A 15,785-nucleotide genomic window follows, 5' to 3' on the forward strand; every position below is an offset into this window, starting at 1 on the left:
GGGGAGTTCAAGTTGAAACTGGCAAAAAGAGTATCCGCATTAACACCATCAACCACACTGGCAATCACAGCGAAAGCGAAAGAACTGAAAGCCGCAGGCCATGATGTCATCGGCTTAGGAGCAGGCGAACCTGACTTCAATACACCGCAGCATATTATTGATGCCGCTGTGCGTTCGATGAACGAGGGCCATACGAAATACACGCCTTCCGGTGGTTTGGCTGAACTGAAAAACAGCATTGCAGAGAAATTTAAACGCGACCAGAATATTGAATACAAACCGTCTCAAATTATTGTCTGCACTGGTGCCAAACATGCTCTGTATACCCTTTTCCAAGTGATTTTGGATGAAGAAGATGAAGTTATTATTCCAACGCCTTACTGGGTAAGCTACCCGGAGCAGGTGAAACTCGCTGGCGGAAAGCCTGTTTATGTAGAAGGGCTTGAGGAAAATCACTTCAAAATTTCGCCTGAGCAGCTGAAAAATGCAATTACGGAAAAAACAAAAGCAATCGTTATTAACTCTCCAAGCAACCCGACTGGTGTCATGTATACGGAAGAAGAACTATCTGCGCTCGGTGAAGTGTGCCTTGAACATGATATCTTGATTGTGTCAGATGAAATTTATGAAAAACTTACATACGGCGGAAAGAAACATGTTTCCATTGCACAGCTGTCAGACAGACTGAAAGAGCAAACGGTCATTATAAACGGCGTATCGAAGTCCCACAGCATGACAGGCTGGAGAATCGGTTATGCGGCAGGCTCTGAAGACATTATTAAAGCGATGACGAACCTTGCAAGCCACAGCACGTCAAACCCGACATCAATCGCACAATACGGAGCGATTGCTGCTTATAACGGGCCTTCTGAGCCATTGGAAGAAATGAGAGAAGCATTTGAACATAGGTTAAATACGATCTATGCAAAGCTCATAGAAATCCCGGGGTTCAGCTGCGTGAAGCCGGAAGGTGCTTTTTACTTGTTCCCAAATGCAAAAGAGGCAGCTCAATCTTGCGGTTTCAAAGATGTAGATGAATTTGTTAAAGCGCTTCTCGAGGAGGAAAAAGTTGCGATTGTTCCAGGATCCGGGTTTGGCTCTCCTGAGAATGTCCGTCTTTCTTATGCAACATCGTTAGATCTTCTTGAAAAAGCCATTGAAAGAATCAAGCGTTTTGTAGAAAAACATAGCTAACAGATCAAAAAGCGGCTGACAGAAAAGCCGCTTTTTATCTGCATTGACCCGGTTAGTTAAGAGCGGGTATAATAAAGTGATGATAAAAGAGTTCGCGGGGCAATGAGCTTCCGAATGTCTTTCTTGTTTTGGAGGGAAATATGTTGAAAACAACAATCAACCAAGTGTACAAGCACGTAGGTGAGGAAGTAACGATCGGAGCTTGGGTCGCTAATAAGCGTTCAAGCGGGAAAATTGCGTTTTTACAGCTTCGGGACGGTACCGGTTTTATTCAGGGTGTCGTAGTAAAAGCGGAAGTGGAAGAAAGCATTTTCCAAACAGCTAAATCAGTGACGCAGGAAACGTCGCTCTATATAAAAGGAATTGTCAAAGAGGACGAGCGTTCTCCGCTTGGATATGAACTTGCTGTGACAGATATTGAAGTCATTCACGAAGCGACCGATTATCCAATTACACCAAAAGAACACGGAACGGAATTTTTGATGGATCACAGACATTTATGGCTGCGTTCAAAGCGCCAGCATGCGATCATGAAAATCCGTAATGAAATCATTCGCGCGACTTACGAATTCTTTAATAACGAAGGCTTCGTAAAAGTGGATCCGCCGATTTTGACTGGAAGCGCACCTGAAGGAACAACAGAACTCTTTGCGACAAAGTACTTTGATGAAGATGCATATCTGTCTCAAAGCGGACAGCTCTACATGGAAGCTGCGGCAATGGCTTTAGGAAAAGTATTCTCTTTCGGACCGACATTCAGAGCGGAAAAGTCTAAAACAAAGCGTCACTTAATCGAATTCTGGATGATCGAACCGGAAATGGCGTTTGTAGAATTTGAAGAAAATCTCCAAGTACAGGAAAATTACGTTTCTTTCATCGTGCAATCAGTTCTTAAAAATTGCAAAATTGAACTAAACACATTGGGAAGAGACACGTCAAAACTTGAGCAAATCAAAGCCCCGTTCCCAAGAATTACGTATGATGAAGCGATTGAATTTCTGAAAGAAAAAGGCTTTGACGATATCGAGTGGGGAGATGATTTCGGAGCGCCTCATGAAACAGCGATTGCTGAACATTATGACAAACCGGTATTCATCACTCGCTATCCGACGTCCTTAAAACCGTTCTATATGCAGCCGGCTTCTGACCGTGAGGACGTTGTGCTTTGCGCTGACTTGATTGCGCCGGAAGGCTATGGAGAAATCATCGGCGGGTCTGAACGAATTCACGATATGGAACTTTTGGAATCGCGTCTTAAAGAACATGGACTGGATTCTGACGCATATAAATGGTATGCTGAACTTAGAAAATATGGATCAGTTCCTCATTCCGGCTTCGGCCTTGGATTAGAGCGGACAGTAGCTTGGATCAGCGGAGCGCCTCACGTTCGTGAAACGATTCCGTTCCCAAGACTGTTAAACCGTCTGTATCCGTAATACATTCAAATGAAACAAAAAAGAGTCTCCTGCAAGGGAGACTTTTTACAGTAAAGGGGCAATCACAATCCTTTACAGTAAGAGGTGTGACGATGAAAAAACAGCAATTTATTGATATGCAGGAGCAGGGAACATCAACCATCCCCAATCTTCTGCTCACGCATTATAAACAGCTTGGGCTTAATGAAACAGAACTTATTCTGCTGTTAAAAATTAAAATGCATTTAGAAAAAGGATCATATTTTCCTACACCGAATCAGCTGCAGGAAGGTATGTCAATTTCTGTTGAAGAATGTACAAACAGATTGCGGATGTTTATTCAAAAAGGCTTTCTGTTTATTGAAGAATGCGAGGATCAAAACGGCATCAAATTTGAGAAATATTCTCTTCAGCCTTTATGGGGCAAGCTGTACGAGTATATTCAGCTTGCACAGAATCAAACACAGGAAAGAAAAGCAGAAGGGGAACAAAAAAGCCTTTATACCATTTTTGAGGAAGAGTTCGCAAGGCCGTTATCGCCTTTGGAGTGTGAAACGCTGGCGATCTGGCAGGACCAGGATCAGCATGACGCACAACTGATCAAACACGCGTTAAAAGAGGCTGTACTATCAGGAAAACTCAGTTTCCGCTACATTGACCGGATTTTGTTTGAATGGAAGAAAAACGGGCTTAAAACTGTGGAGCAGGCAAAAATACACAGCCAAAAATTCCGGCGTGTACAAGCAAAGCAGAATGAACCGCAAAAAGAGTATAAAAGGCAGGTTCCTTTTTACAATTGGCTTGAACAATAAAGTGAAAAGGTGACAATCGTGTTAAATCTAAAACAAATTGAATTCTGTTTAGACAAGATAGGTGACATGTTTCCTCATGCGGAGTGTGAACTGGTTCATTCCAATCCTTTTGAATTAGTGGTGGCTGTTGCTTTATCTGCGCAATGTACAGATGCACTTGTAAACAGAGTGACCAAAACATTATTCCAAAAATATAAACGGCCGGAAGACTATTTGGCTGTTCCGCTGGAAGAGCTTCAGCAGGATATTAAATCAATCGGTTTATATCGTAATAAAGCGAAAAATATTCAAAAGCTGAGTAAAATGATTATTGAAGATTACGGCGGAGAAGTGCCGAGAGACCGCGATGAGCTTGTCAAACTGCCAGGGGTCGGGAGAAAGACTGCAAACGTAGTGGTATCCGTTGCGTTTGGCGTGCCGGCCATTGCCGTAGATACCCATGTGGAGAGAGTCAGCAAACGATTGGGCATTTGCCGGTGGAAGGACTCGGTTCTGGAAGTTGAAAAGACGCTGATGCGCAAGGTTCCCAAAGAAGACTGGTCCGTTACGCATCACCGGCTTATTTTCTTCGGCAGATATCACTGTAAAGCCCAATCTCCGCGCTGTGCGGAGTGTCCGCTGCTTTCTTTGTGCAGAGAAGGGCAGAAGAGGGATAAAAAAGGACTGGTGAAACGATGACGCAAGCAAAAGAAGTGTTGGCTTCCTATGAGCAATACTTGCGCAGTCTTGGCCAGAAGAGTTCCTCGGATATGAAGAAAACCTTGCAGACCAATCCCGTGTATTTTGATTTCTGCACGGAATTACAAGGCGATTTGCCATGGGAGGACAGCGGGAAATACGTTCCGCTTTTATTTGAAGTGTGGGATGACATCAAAGCATCACTTCTCCCAGTCTTTCAAACACGAAAATCGAGATGTGACCAAAACGAAATGTTAAAGGGCATTGTGTGTTTGCTGGCTTCGTTACATTGGACAGCAGGTGAGCCGGTGAAATCGCTCGATTGGCAAGAACTGAGGGAGAAATCATATCCCGCAAAGCCGATTAATTGGGCTGAACGAGTGGAATTTATTCTTCTTAAGCCGACCCAATACCATTGCTTTATTCAGCTTGATGAGCTGTTTACAGAAATGAAAAAGCATTTTTACAAATATCATGCGATGAATCGATAAAACCTCCTGTTAAAACGGGAGGTTTTTTATTGTGTACCAAAAAAGCCATCACCCCAAAGGTGACGGCTTTTTTGTTTAATTTGTTTTTTCAATGGATGATGAGTTTGTTTGTGTTTTATTAGATGTGTCTGTTTTATTTTTATTCGTGTCAGAACCTGTTGAATCATTCTTACCAGAGTTCGAATCATCATCCGACGTATCCTGGTTGTTACTGTTGTCGTTTGATTGGTCTTGGTTATTGTTGTCGGACGGATTGGTGTTCGTATTGTCTTGTTTTTTGTCTTGATCGTTTGTTGAATCATCTGTCTGATCTTGATCCGTCTGACCGTCATCTTTTTGAGAATCATCATTTTGTGTATCATCCTGAGTCTTCTCATCATCTTGTTTTTCATCATCCGTTTGTTGCTGGTCTTTTTTATCTTCATCGTCTTCAGCTTTTGGCACCTCATAGGATGTGGAAGCTGTACTTTTGCCATCATCACTGACGGCTGTTACTTCGAATTTGTATACAGATCCTGGCTGCACACCCGAAATAACTGCCTCTTTTGCAGAGCTGTTTTGAATTTCCGAGTAGCTGCCGCCGTCAACAGATTGCTTTACAGCAAAGGTCGCATCTCCGTCATAATTCCAGCTTAACGTTAAAGATTGATTGTCTTTATCGTATTTCACGTTTAAACCAGACAGTTTAGCTGTTTCCTCTTTTTCTTCTTTCTCATATGTTTTAGAAACAGTAGAAGGAGCTGTGCCTTTAACAAAGTACTCTGTGAGCTTCTTATCGCTTGGCGTATTTGGCCCTGCCAGTTTTGCAGGGTTTGAGCCTTTTTCTACAGAGGCTTCCACTACGCTGTCAGGCTTCTCAAATGATCCGCTTCCGTCATCGACATCGGCGATGAGCTGGGCGAAGATGCGCTTTGCAACTTTTTGCTCTTCAGCTGAAAGTGATTTCTTTCCAGCCTCGTTTTCTCCCATTCCCGTCCAGACGGCAGCTGTATATTGCGGTGTGTAGCCAACGAACCAAGAATCTCGGGCGCCACCGCTAGCGATATTGTACCTTTTGACTTCATTATCATCAAAGTTAGTCGTTCCTGTTTTTCCTGCAACTTCTACACCAGGTACTTGTGCAAGCTGTCCAGTACCTGTCTTCACAGCTGTTTTCAGCATATCTGTAATCATAAACGCAGTATAATCACTCATGGCTGATTTTGATTTTGGTGTTAAGTCAAGCTTCGTGCCATCGTTAAATTCGATAGATTTTACAAAATGCGGTTCATTATACGTTCCGTTATTTCCAAACGCGCTGTATGCACCTGCCATTGTCAGAGGAGAAACACCATCGTTCCCACCGAAACCGCCAATAGAATAGGCCTCTGTTACATTATCTTTTGTTAAACCAAGCCCGAGTCCATTTGCAAAGTCTACAGCAGTATCTTTACCGACTGCCTGGAATGCTTTTAAAGCAGGTATATTTCTTGATTGGGCCAAAGCGTAACGCATTGAGATAGGCCCTAGATATTTGCGGTCCCAATCACGAATCGGTTTTCCGTTAGAATACGTATAAGCTGAGTCATCAATTTGTTCGTATGTGGACCATTTCTTATTTTCAATAACTGGTCCGTAGTCCAAAATCGGTTTTATGGTCGAACCAGGCTGTGCCTTAGTTTGAGTAGCATAGTTAAAGCCTCCGACAGGCTGATTGCGTCCCGCACCAATCGCTCGGACTTCTCCGTTTTTGGTATCGAGAAGCGTCACACCGCCCTGCATGCCTTCAGTAAATCCGACGGTGTCTCCGTCCATTAATTCATCTAGTTTATCTTGTGCTTTTGTATCTAATGTCGTATAGATCTTTAATCCGTCAGCAGATGGATCGACATCAGATTTTTCATCAATTTCCTTCATAACCTCTTCAACAAATGCGCTGTATTTGTTTGTACTTGCTTTTTCATATTCCTTCTGTGACACGACGCCTTCGTCTTTCACTGCCACTTTTTTCGCTTTGTTATATTGAGAATCAGAAATAAATCCTTGCTTTTTCATCAGACTGAGTACGATGTTGCGTCGTTTTTCCGCTTTATCCGGGTTTTTGACCGGGTTGTACGCTGTTGGGCTCTGCGGCATTCCTGCAAGCGTCGCAGCCTGTTCGACAGTCAATTTGCTTAAATCTGTAACGCCGAAAAATTCTTCCGCCGCTTTTCCGATTCCGTATGCTCTAGGAGAAAAATAAATCCGGTTTAAATACATTTCTAAAATTTCATCTTTAGAGTAATTGCGCTCCAGCTGAATCGAAAGCCATACTTCCTGGACCTTCCGTTTCAACGTCTTCTGATGTGAAAGAAGGGAGTTTTTGACGACCTGCTGGGTGATCGTACTTCCGCCTTCAGCCCCGAAGCCGTCTTTAAAGTTGGCAACTAAAGCACCGCCGATACGGACAGGGTCAATCCCGTGGTGCTCATAAAAACGAGCGTCTTCTGTCGCGATAAAGGCTTCTTTTACAACATCGGGAATTTCATCTATCGAGACGTAGGTCCGTTTTTCGGCGCCGACTTCGGCGATCTCTTTTCCATTTTTATCATAAATCGTTGATGAATAAGGCGTCTTCAATTTGCTTTCATCAAGGGACGGCGCATCAGAAACCATGACGGCAAATGTAACAGCACCGCCGACTACGCCTAAAACAAACAGAATGAGTAAAGTGAAAAGGGTCTTTTTAAACAATCCGCCCTTTTTTCGTTTCTTGCCTTTTTTCGGTGAAGGACTCGACTTGCTGTTCGCTTTTCGTCGAGCTTCACGGCTGTTAAATTGATCTGACATAACATCTCAACCTTTCGTTAATCAACCTTTCGCACCAGATGATGGCGAAAAATAAAGCTGTTCAATAATACTAATATAATCAATTCTGGGTGCGTATCCAAGAGAAATCGGATAAGCTGTTTCTTCCAACTCATCTTTTCGAATTGATTTTCTGCCGTTTTTTTCTTTTCTGTCCCAGAAATAAAACAGCTTATCGGCTTCCAAAAAATAAACCTGGTCGAAAGCGGATATAATAACAAAACAAATACCGTCTTGAGCCTTTACCTGCTTCATATGCTCGATTTGATGGTCATGAAAATTCTGCAGGGGGAAAGAGGTCTTGTTTTTCGTTTCTTTCGCCTCAAAATCAATATACCGCCCTTTGTAAATCCCATTGTAGTCTGTTGTCGATGATTGTTTAAAGTAAGCTTCTTTAATCACTGCGGCACTTCTTTTTGGATAATGGACATTTACAATTTGAACAGGTGTCGGCTTTTTGTGTATAACGGCAATTTGGTTTGTCAGATAATACTTATTCGTTTCGTTTAAGTCATCTTCGAGGGTCATTCCGCGATTACTGTAAGACGGGGCCCTTTTCTGACTGTTTTGGGATGAAACCGAATGTTTCGGCTGAAATGTTTTTCCATTAGGATACCGAATCACTTTCTCATCCTCCTTATTAAACTAATCATGACGGAAGTGAATGAACGTGCAAGAACAACAGACCATTAGAAAGCTTCTGAGCCGGATTGAGCGGCAGACAAAAATAAAAAACGCGGATAACATTTCAAGAACAAATGCTTATAAAGCATTTTACGACCGTCACCCGGAAATCAAATGGTCGCTTTTGGCTTCTTTCGTTTCTCGTAATGCCGGCTGGTCAATGACTGACTTAAAAGGCAGTCTGTTTCAGCTTGGACTCCGTGAGAGACAGCAAAAATGGTTCTTTTTAGCCTATGAAAGAGCGAACTGGCTTATTTTTTCGGATGCCTATCCGCAGCTTCTTTTATACCACTGGTCAAAAAGAGTCGGGAAACCGCTGTTTCATCTTCTGCATGTGTTTGGCGTCTCACAATTTATGTCGGAAGAATGGACCCGTTTTTGGCATGAGCGAAATACGGAGCGGCTAATGTATGCCCTCATTATAAATGAACAAAACACTATCCAAACACCTATTATACAAAATCCTTCGTTTAAAAAGAATGTTTTTGACACGATTCCTTTTTATTTAAGTGACTGGTTTCATTTTAACACCGTTATTTTTCCTTCCTCAAATGGGTTTTTTTACGGCATTTCAGTGAAACGCTTTTCGAAGGCGGAGGAAAGGATAAGGCTGGGAAAGCAGCTGTCTCAATTGCTGTTCAAGCCAGAATTGTTCTCCTCTTTTTATCACTTTTTGCACACAGTGCCGCACACAGGTTCCCGTTTTGATATGGAAAAGATGATCGGGATTACAAAAAGAACATCTCCTATGCTAAGGACATGCTACCCTGAGTTAATCCACTCATTAGACGGAACGAAAACAGATTGGTTTCATGGAAAGATAAAGAAAACGTTCTTTAGGCGCGAGGAATTGCCGAAGCAGATTGAATTGACAGACTGGTATTTACATAAAAAGCGCCAGCTTCATGCGCTTTTTGCGGTGGAGCAGTGGCTCAAAAAATAAAGAAGCAAGGAAATTCCTTGCTTCTTACGTAGAAGGGCGGTTCGGGCCGCCTAATTTTTTATCTAAAGAATCGATTGCCTTTGATTCAGTCTTTTTTTGCTGGCCGGCTTTTTTCGGTCTTGTTTTCATACGGCACCTCCTCACAAGTATCGTTTGCATTAAGGAGGAGGATCATACAATTTTTGCGGGTGTTTTTGTCGAAAACTTCAGCTTTTCGTGGAATACCTGTTTGTTTGGCGATTTGCTTCTAGTTTTGTCATGAGGAAGGAAAGAGCCTTGAGAGCAAAGAATTTTAACCGGGAGAGACAAGGAAAGGGAGGTACACGAATGTCCGGTTATGTATGCAAGACAGATATTCTCCGTATGCTTTCTGATATAGAAGATGAATTAACGCGAGCTGAGCAAAGCCTGAATCATTCTGTAAATGCATTAGAGGCTGAGATGCGGGAAACGGAAAACGATCGCCTAAGTATGCTGGAAGAAGAAATCATAGATCTTCATATTTGTATAAATGAGCTGTATCAATCGCCTGAACACAGGTATGCGTTTGAGAAGGTATACCGTATCGGCTGAATTTGCGAGTGAAATTTGGTACGATAGGCATTGAGGTGAAAGATATTGCTATCACAAACTTTGCTGGAAATGACCGAGCAAATGATTGAAGTTGCTGAAAAAGGCGCTGATCGGTATCAGGAAGGAAAAAACAGTAATCATTCTTATGATTTTTTTGAGACGATAAAGCCTGCAGTTGAAGAGAATGATGAACTGGCTGCTCGCTGGGCAGAGGGTGCTCTTGAATTGATAAAAGTCCGCCGGCCAAAATATGTGCATAAAGAGCAAATTGAGGCCGTAAAGGATAATTTCCTGGAATTGGTCCTTCAATCTTATGTTCATCATATTCATAAAAAACGATTCAAGGACATCACTGAGTCAGTCCTTTATACATTGCACGCAGTAAAGGATGAAATTGCAAGAGAAGACAGCCGGTAAAAGGCTGTCTTCTTTTCGTTTTTATAGGGGGCCGGACGTTAATTCATCTCATATGCCGGGCTTTCTGCTCCATTTGCTTCGAGAACCTTCATACTGTTACGAAACTCAGTTATGCTGAGATGTCCTTGAATATAGAGGAACTTGGCAAAGTCCATCAGTTTATTCATACAGTCTGTTTCATATTTCTTCATTTCTGCAAAACGTTTGCTTAAGTATGATACGTTCATTATGGTGCATCCCCTCTCATCTGTATTGAAAATATGGTACCATAATGATTCGACTTTTTTCTGTTTTTAAAAAATTTAAACTTTCGACACAATTTGACAAATGCTAATCATCACTTGTGACACAAACAATAGAAGTCATTCATACATATATAGAAGAGAAATATGTTGTGTTTAAGGGGGAATCGCAATGAACGGGAGCTCTCGAAGCTATCCTCGGCAAATGGGCTATTATTATCCTCAGCAAATGCAAGGATATTATCAGCAGGCTGCACCCGGTTATTTAGAGCAACAACTGCCTCAGCAGCATTATGGACAGCAGGATTATTATCAGCCTTATGCTCCGATTCAGCCTATGCCTATGCAGCCGCCTGTATTTTCTAACCCTTATCCTATCCCAAGGCCTAATCAACAGCAGCCTTCGCAATTTCAAAGCATTATGTCGCAGTTTAAAAAAGCCAATGGGCAATTTGATTTTAATAAAATGATGGATACGACAGGTCAAGTAATGAGTGCAATGAATCAGGTCGGATCTTTAATAAAGGGATTTACCAGCTTTTTTAAATGATAGAAGCATGAATGAATCGTTCATTCATGCTTATTTTTTGGAAAGAAAAGTGTCATTGTCTGCTCGTTCCAAGACGTTTCCATATCTTCTTGGCGAACTTCATAAGGCAGCTGAACCGTTCTTGTCATGCTTGTAAAGGTAGCCTCATTTTGGTGTTTCTGTTTTTCTTGGAGTGTTACATGGAGATACCTCGATTTAACATCAACGACGATCTCGCCATCTCGAAACGTCGCCGGAATGGTAATATCGATATACAGCCCAGTATCTCTTTCTCTGACATGTATGGTCGTCTGCACATCCTTTAAACTCGAGTTGATCAGGTTCTGAAATCTGTTTATAAGGTTGCCGAACGCTGAGGATTGAAAAAGAGTGTCGATTGCCTCCGTTATGATTTCTTCTTTCTTTTGCAGTTCGTTCTTTTTGTCATCATAGAATTCCAATTTCGCCACCGCCTTTTTTATCCAGATTATGCGTCTATGCCAGATGTTGTTATAAATTGAAGCAAAATTGAAAGTGTGGTTAAATAGTGGTGAATGAAGGGATAACGGTTGAAGTGAATGAGAAGGGAGAAAATACATTGCTGAAAAAATTATTCGGAATGGGCAAAACTCAGGAAAAGGTGACAGAAGAGGTTATTTATTCTCCGGCAGACGGTACAGTAATGGACCTGTCAGATGTACCGGACCCTGTTTTTTCACAGAAAATGATGGGAGAAGGAATAGCGGTGGAACCTTCTAGCGGTGAAATCGTTTCTCCCGCTGAAGGTGAAGTCATTCAGATTTTCCACACCAAACACGCCGTTGGCATTCGGACTCGCTCGGGAATTGAGCTGTTAATTCATGTCGGGCTGGAGACAGTCAATATGAACGGAGAAGGATTTACTGCCCACATTAAAGAAGGGGATAAAGTGAAGGTCGGTGACCCGCTGATTACATGTGATTTGGAATTAATAAAAGAAAAAGCGAGCAGCACAGTCATCCCAATCGTTATAATGAATGGTGAGGCTGTAGGATCAATGGTATCGGCAGGCGAAAAGGCTGCTCGTAAAGGCGAATCAAAGCTCCTTACAATAAAAGCGAAATAAGCAGGGCGTATGCCTTGCTTTTTTTATTCAACTGTATAAAATTTGCACCTAGCCATGCAAACAAATATTCGGTAAACTGTACTTGACAAAGAGGTGTAAAGAATGAAAAAGAAATCACTGACTGAACTCATTTCTGATTTAAAAGGAAATGAAAACGTTGTGAATTGGCATGAAATTGAGCCTCGGGAAGCAAAAACAAGGCCTATGCCCGAAAGTATAGACGAGAGAATCAAAGCGGCCCTTTCGAAAAGGGGCATTGATGAACTATATACTCACCAATATTCCGCTTTTCAATATGTGCAAAAAGGAGAAAGCATCGTTACCGTAACGCCAACAGCATCAGGAAAAACGTTATGCTACAACCTCCCAGTCCTGCAGTCCATCGCCCAAGATGAAACAAACCGGGCGTTATATTTATTTCCGACTAAAGCGCTGGCACAAGACCAAAAGAGCGAGCTAAATGAAATTATTGATGAAATGGGCATTGATATTAAAAGCTTTACATATGACGGGGATACGTCTCCGGCAATCAGACAAAAGGTGAGAAAAGCAGGTCATATTGTCATTACAAACCCCGATATGCTGCATTCTGCCATTCTACCGCATCATACGAAATGGGTCAGTTTGTTTGAAAACCTTAAGTATATCGTCATCGATGAGCTTCATACGTATCGAGGTGTGTTCGGCAGCCATGTGGCAAATGTGATCCGGCGGCTAAAGCGGATCTGCCGGTTTTATGGAAGTGATCCGGTTTTTATTTGTACTTCCGCAACAATTGCCAACCCAAAGGAATTGGGAGAGCAGCTGACAGGCAAACCGATGCGGCTGGTCGATGACAATGGCGCACCGAGCGGACGCAAGCATTTTGTGTTTTACAATCCGCCAATTGTGAACAAACCGCTGAATATTAGAAGGAGCGCAACCGCAGAAGTGAATGAACTGGCGAAAGAGTTCCTTAAAAACAAAGTGCAGACCATTGTTTTTGCCAGAAGCAGAGTTCGGGTGGAAATTATTTTAAGCCATATTCAGGAGCTTGTGAAAAAAGAGATTGGAACAAAATCAATCAGAGGCTATCGGGGAGGCTATCTGCCGAAAGAGCGAAGAGAAATCGAAAAAGGCCTGAGAGAAGGCGACATTTTAGGAGTGGTCAGTACGAATGCCTTAGAGCTTGGTGTTGATATCGGCCAGCTGCAAGTGTGTGTAATGACGGGGTATCCCGGAAGTGTTGCAAGTGCTTGGCAGCAGGCGGGACGAGCCGGCAGAAGACACGGTGAATCTTTGATTATCATGGTAGCCAATTCAACACCGATTGACCAATATATTGTGCGGCATCCTGAATATTTCTTTAATCGTTCGCCTGAATCTGCAAGAATCAATCCGGAGAATTTGATTATTTTAGTAGACCACTTAAAGTGTGCGGCTTATGAGCTTCCTTTTAGAGCTGATGAAGAATTTGGACCCATGGAAGTCAGTGATATTCTTGAGTATCTTGAGGAAGAGGCTGTTCTTCACCGCAACGGCGAACGGTACCATTGGGCAAGTGAGTCGTTTCCTGCTTCAAACATCAGTTTGCGTTCCGCCTCCCAGGAAAATGTCGTTATAGTTGATCAGTCGGATATTGCAAATGTAAGGATTATCGGTGAAATGGACCGTTTTAGTGCGATGACGCTTTTGCATGATGAAGCGATTTATTTGCATGAAGGCGTTCAGTATCAAGTTGAGAAGCTCGATTGGGACCATAAAAAGGCGTATGTCAGAAAAGTCGATGTCGAATATTATACGGATGCAAACCTGGCAGTTCAGCTGAAGGTATTAGAAATCGATAAAACGAAAGAAAAAAGCCGTACATCATTGCACTACGGAGATGTCACTGTCAATGCCCTGCCGACCATTTTTAAAAAAATAAAAATGACCACTTTTGAAAATATTGGGTCTGGACCCATTCATTTGCCGGAAGAAGAACTGCATACAAGTGCAGCTTGGCTCGAAATCAAAACAGCGGATGAAGACATCGGGGAAAAGACACTGGAACAGCTGCTTCTTGGCATCTCGAATGTGCTGCAGCATATTGTCCCTGTGTATATCATGTGTGATCGAAATGATGTTCATGTTGTTTCTCAAATTAAAGCAGCCCATACCGGATTGCCAACCATATTTTTATATGATCATTATCCGGGCGGTATCGGTTTGGCGGAGGAAGTCTTTAAACGTTTTTCAGACATTAATGAAGCGGCGAAACAACTGATTACACATTGTCCTTGTCATGACGGCTGTCCGTCTTGTATAGGTACGGAAATAGAAGGGATAAAAGCAAAGGAAAGAATTTTGCAGCTGTTGGATCAAATGTCGTAAGGAGGGAGGCCGGATATGTCATTAAAAGGGAAACTCCAACGGATGAAAAAGCACATGGCGCTCGACGAAGGAGAACAAAAAATAGAAGCAGGCAAACAAGAAAACCACTTTGATGACATCCCGTTTTTAGAAGAGTGGGAGGCTTTTGGCATGAAGCCTTTCATCTTCGAAGATGAATATTGCCTCATCAGAGAAGTAGAATATCCGCTTTCTCACCGCCATGGGTTATACAGCTTTTCTGAGCTTGAGGAAGTGATCACAATGTGGAATCAAAGCGGCCTGTCGCATACATTGTCAGCAAAAGGGTATAACAAAAACAACCTCTTTTTCTTTGATACAGAAACAACCGGTCTTGGGGGTGGAGCTGGGAATACCATTTTTTTGCTTGGGCATGCGAGAGTATATGAAGACCGAGTGACAGTCAAACAGCATCTTTTGCCCAAACCGGGGAACGAAGTCGCCTTGTACCAAAGCTTTTTAAGCGAGGTTGACATTACATCACTTGTGACCTACAACGGCAAAGCCTTTGATTGGCCGCAGGTGAAAACAAGACACACCTTGATCCGTGACAGACTTCCGAAGCTTCCGGAATTTGGCCACTTTGATCTTTTGCATGGAGCTAGACGCCTGTGGAAACACAAAATGGACCGCGTATCTCTTGGCACGGTTGAAAAAGAGGAGCTCGGCATCCGCAGACTAGAAGACACACCGGGCTACTTGGCGCCAATGCTTTACTTTCATTTTATCAAGGCGCAAGAGCCGGATCTTTTAAAAGGTGTCCTGCATCATAATGAAATGGATGTGTTATCACTCATTTCATTGTACATCCATATGTCTAAAAAAATCCTTTCAGAATCACATGCGCCAAAAGAACACAGTGAAGCCTATGCTATGGCGAAATGGTTTATGGCTCATAAGGAAACGGACCAAGCGATCAAGCAGTTGGAAAGGCTTATAGAAAAATCGTTTGAGGATCAGGACAGTGCACGGCTGGATTTATCGCTCCTGTACAAAAAACAAAACCGCTTGGAAGAAGCAGTGCCGCTTTGGGAAAAGCTGTCCCGCTCGCAAAACCAGAAGTGCAGATACGCTGCTGTAATAGAGCTCGCGAAATATTTTGAGCATAAGAAAAAAGAATTCGAAAAAGCATTGCAAGTAGCAGAGCAATTGCTTAGCGATGCGGCATGCTTATCAGAGAAAGAAACTGAAAAACTGCATGTGAGAATTGCCCGGCTAAAGAGGAAATATTCCTCTTAAATATTCCCCGGGAAAGCGCAAAAGACGACTTGTTTCGCCATGAATTTTTTTTGCTGAATTCACATTGATTTTGTTGTAGAATAGCGGCGAATCCTGTAAAATGACGTTAGTTATTTTTAAAGGGAGAGTTGGTATGTATAAGGGTGTTTTTTACTTGTTCTTTGTTGTGGTATTTTTGATTGCTTTTGTGTTTTCAAACTTTAAAGACAGCTTAATTGCACACTTTTAAAATAGGTCTTTGCATCAGAACATGTACCCCTTATTTTT

Annotated in this window: 18 protein-coding genes; 13 read left to right on the forward strand and 5 right to left on the reverse strand. The window is 42.4% G+C overall.

Annotated features, from left to right (window positions below; translation table 11 throughout):
* The first annotated feature begins 12 nt into the window (after positions 1-12).
* The 5 genes from aspB (at position 13) to MKY10_RS10610 (ending at position 4,590) form a co-directional block, all read left to right on the forward strand.
* Positions 13-1,194 (forward strand): aspartate transaminase AspB, encoded by a 1,182-nt coding sequence (aspB, locus tag MKY10_RS10590; protein ID WP_003230667.1) that lies wholly within the window; start codon positions 13-15, stop codon positions 1,192-1,194.
* A gap of 143 nt (positions 1,195-1,337) precedes the next feature.
* Positions 1,338-2,630 carry an asparagine--tRNA ligase gene (gene asnS / locus MKY10_RS10595; RefSeq protein WP_004398777.1) on the forward strand — a complete coding sequence of 431 codons (1,293 nt, stop codon included), beginning with the start codon at positions 1,338-1,340 and terminating at the stop codon, positions 2,628-2,630.
* A gap of 92 nt (positions 2,631-2,722) precedes the next feature.
* A complete protein-coding gene (gene dnaD / locus MKY10_RS10600; RefSeq protein WP_004398499.1) occupies positions 2,723-3,421 on the forward strand; it encodes a DNA replication protein DnaD in 699 nt (232 codons plus the stop codon).
* Between the two features lie 18 nt (positions 3,422-3,439).
* Positions 3,440-4,099 carry an endonuclease III gene (gene nth / locus MKY10_RS10605; RefSeq protein WP_009967580.1) on the forward strand — a complete coding sequence of 220 codons (660 nt, stop codon included), beginning with the start codon at positions 3,440-3,442 and terminating at the stop codon, positions 4,097-4,099.
* Complete coding sequence (locus MKY10_RS10610; RefSeq protein ID WP_029726783.1) at positions 4,096-4,590, forward strand: YpoC family protein; 495 nt, start codon at positions 4,096-4,098, stop codon at positions 4,588-4,590. The genes nth and MKY10_RS10610 overlap by 4 nt, the downstream gene beginning before the upstream one ends.
* Positions 4,591-4,665: 75 nt before the next feature.
* Here the strand turns inward: MKY10_RS10610 and MKY10_RS10615 are convergent, their stop codons facing one another.
* On the reverse strand, positions 4,666-7,398 hold the full coding sequence (locus MKY10_RS10615) for a PBP1A family penicillin-binding protein (protein ID WP_339226439.1): 2,733 nt from the start codon (positions 7,396-7,398) through the stop codon (positions 4,666-4,668).
* 21 nt (positions 7,399-7,419) lie between these two features.
* Entirely contained in the window at positions 7,420-8,040 is a 621-nt protein-coding gene (recU, locus tag MKY10_RS10620; RefSeq protein WP_004399067.1) for a Holliday junction resolvase RecU, read from the reverse strand.
* A gap of 40 nt (positions 8,041-8,080) precedes the next feature.
* Here recU and MKY10_RS10625 point away from each other — a divergent pair, with 40 nt between their 5' ends.
* Positions 8,081-9,043, forward strand: coding sequence for a DUF2515 domain-containing protein (locus MKY10_RS10625; protein WP_015251830.1), 963 nt, complete (start codon positions 8,081-8,083; stop codon positions 9,041-9,043).
* Between the two features lie 24 nt (positions 9,044-9,067).
* Here the strand turns inward: MKY10_RS10625 and sspM are convergent, their stop codons facing one another.
* The gene (gene sspM, locus MKY10_RS10630) at positions 9,068-9,172 is read right to left on the reverse strand and encodes an acid-soluble spore protein SspM (RefSeq protein ID WP_003225606.1); all 105 of its coding nucleotides are present in this window, start codon (positions 9,170-9,172) and stop codon (positions 9,068-9,070) included.
* 198 nt (positions 9,173-9,370) lie between these two features.
* On the opposite strand from sspM, the gene MKY10_RS10635 reads away from it, so the two are divergent.
* The gene (locus MKY10_RS10635) at positions 9,371-9,616 is read left to right on the forward strand and encodes a YppD family protein (protein WP_015251831.1); all 246 of its coding nucleotides are present in this window, start codon (positions 9,371-9,373) and stop codon (positions 9,614-9,616) included.
* Between the two features lie 45 nt (positions 9,617-9,661).
* Positions 9,662-10,033, forward strand: coding sequence for a YppE family protein (locus MKY10_RS10640; protein WP_003246080.1), 372 nt, complete (start codon positions 9,662-9,664; stop codon positions 10,031-10,033).
* Between the two features lie 38 nt (positions 10,034-10,071).
* Here the strand turns inward: MKY10_RS10640 and MKY10_RS10645 are convergent, their stop codons facing one another.
* On the reverse strand, positions 10,072-10,260 hold the full coding sequence (locus MKY10_RS10645) for a YppF family protein (RefSeq protein ID WP_003230690.1): 189 nt from the start codon (positions 10,258-10,260) through the stop codon (positions 10,072-10,074).
* 187 nt (positions 10,261-10,447) lie between these two features.
* On the opposite strand from MKY10_RS10645, the gene MKY10_RS10650 reads away from it, so the two are divergent.
* The gene (locus MKY10_RS10650) at positions 10,448-10,825 is read left to right on the forward strand and encodes a YppG family protein (protein ID WP_015251832.1); all 378 of its coding nucleotides are present in this window, start codon (positions 10,448-10,450) and stop codon (positions 10,823-10,825) included.
* A gap of 20 nt (positions 10,826-10,845) precedes the next feature.
* Here MKY10_RS10650 and MKY10_RS10655 read toward each other — a convergent pair whose 3' ends face one another.
* Positions 10,846-11,265 (reverse strand): Hsp20/alpha crystallin family protein, encoded by a 420-nt coding sequence (locus MKY10_RS10655; protein ID WP_015251833.1) that lies wholly within the window; start codon positions 11,263-11,265, stop codon positions 10,846-10,848.
* Between the two features lie 137 nt (positions 11,266-11,402).
* Here MKY10_RS10655 and MKY10_RS10660 point away from each other — a divergent pair, with 137 nt between their 5' ends.
* From MKY10_RS10660 to MKY10_RS10675, 4 genes are all read left to right on the forward strand, one after another.
* Entirely contained in the window at positions 11,403-11,909 is a 507-nt protein-coding gene (locus tag MKY10_RS10660; RefSeq protein ID WP_044052678.1) for a PTS glucose transporter subunit IIA, read from the forward strand.
* A gap of 102 nt (positions 11,910-12,011) precedes the next feature.
* On the forward strand, positions 12,012-14,261 hold the full coding sequence (mrfA, locus tag MKY10_RS10665) for an ATP-dependent helicase MrfA (RefSeq protein ID WP_003230697.1): 2,250 nt from the start codon (positions 12,012-12,014) through the stop codon (positions 14,259-14,261).
* Positions 14,262-14,276: 15 nt separating this feature from the next.
* Complete coding sequence (mrfB, locus tag MKY10_RS10670) at positions 14,277-15,518, forward strand: metal-dependent exonucleaseMrfB (RefSeq protein WP_015251835.1); 1,242 nt, start codon at positions 14,277-14,279, stop codon at positions 15,516-15,518.
* Positions 15,519-15,618: 100 nt separating this feature from the next.
* A complete protein-coding gene (locus MKY10_RS10675; protein ID WP_003230707.1) occupies positions 15,619-15,747 on the forward strand; it encodes a hypothetical protein in 129 nt (42 codons plus the stop codon).
* Positions 15,748-15,785 lie beyond the last annotated feature (38 nt).

This window comes from Bacillus sp. FSL P4-0290 (genome assembly GCF_037975435.1).
Lineage (GTDB): Bacteria > Bacillota > Bacilli > Bacillales > Bacillaceae > Bacillus > Bacillus subtilis.

Coding starts and splice junctions, on each gene's coding strand:
- MKY10_RS10675 (WP_003230707.1), top strand. CDS start 15,619: ATGACGTTAGTTATTTTTAAAGGGAGAGTTGGTATGTATAAGGGTGTT.
- MKY10_RS10635 (WP_015251831.1), top strand. CDS start 9,371: ATGTCCGGTTATGTATGCAAGACAGATATTCTCCGTATGCTTTCTGAT.
- mrfA (WP_003230697.1), top strand. CDS start 12,012: ATGAAAAAGAAATCACTGACTGAACTCATTTCTGATTTAAAAGGAAAT.
- sspM (WP_003225606.1), bottom strand. CDS start 9,172: ATGAAAACAAGACCGAAAAAAGCCGGCCAGCAAAAAAAGACTGAATCA.
- MKY10_RS10625 (WP_015251830.1), top strand. CDS start 8,081: ATGAACGTGCAAGAACAACAGACCATTAGAAAGCTTCTGAGCCGGATT.
- MKY10_RS10615 (WP_339226439.1), bottom strand. CDS start 7,398: ATGTCAGATCAATTTAACAGCCGTGAAGCTCGACGAAAAGCGAACAGC.
- dnaD (WP_004398499.1), top strand. CDS start 2,723: ATGAAAAAACAGCAATTTATTGATATGCAGGAGCAGGGAACATCAACC.
- mrfB (WP_015251835.1), top strand. CDS start 14,277: ATGTCATTAAAAGGGAAACTCCAACGGATGAAAAAGCACATGGCGCTC.
- MKY10_RS10610 (WP_029726783.1), top strand. CDS start 4,096: ATGACGCAAGCAAAAGAAGTGTTGGCTTCCTATGAGCAATACTTGCGC.
- MKY10_RS10650 (WP_015251832.1), top strand. CDS start 10,448: ATGAACGGGAGCTCTCGAAGCTATCCTCGGCAAATGGGCTATTATTAT.
- MKY10_RS10645 (WP_003230690.1), bottom strand. CDS start 10,260: ATGAACGTATCATACTTAAGCAAACGTTTTGCAGAAATGAAGAAATAT.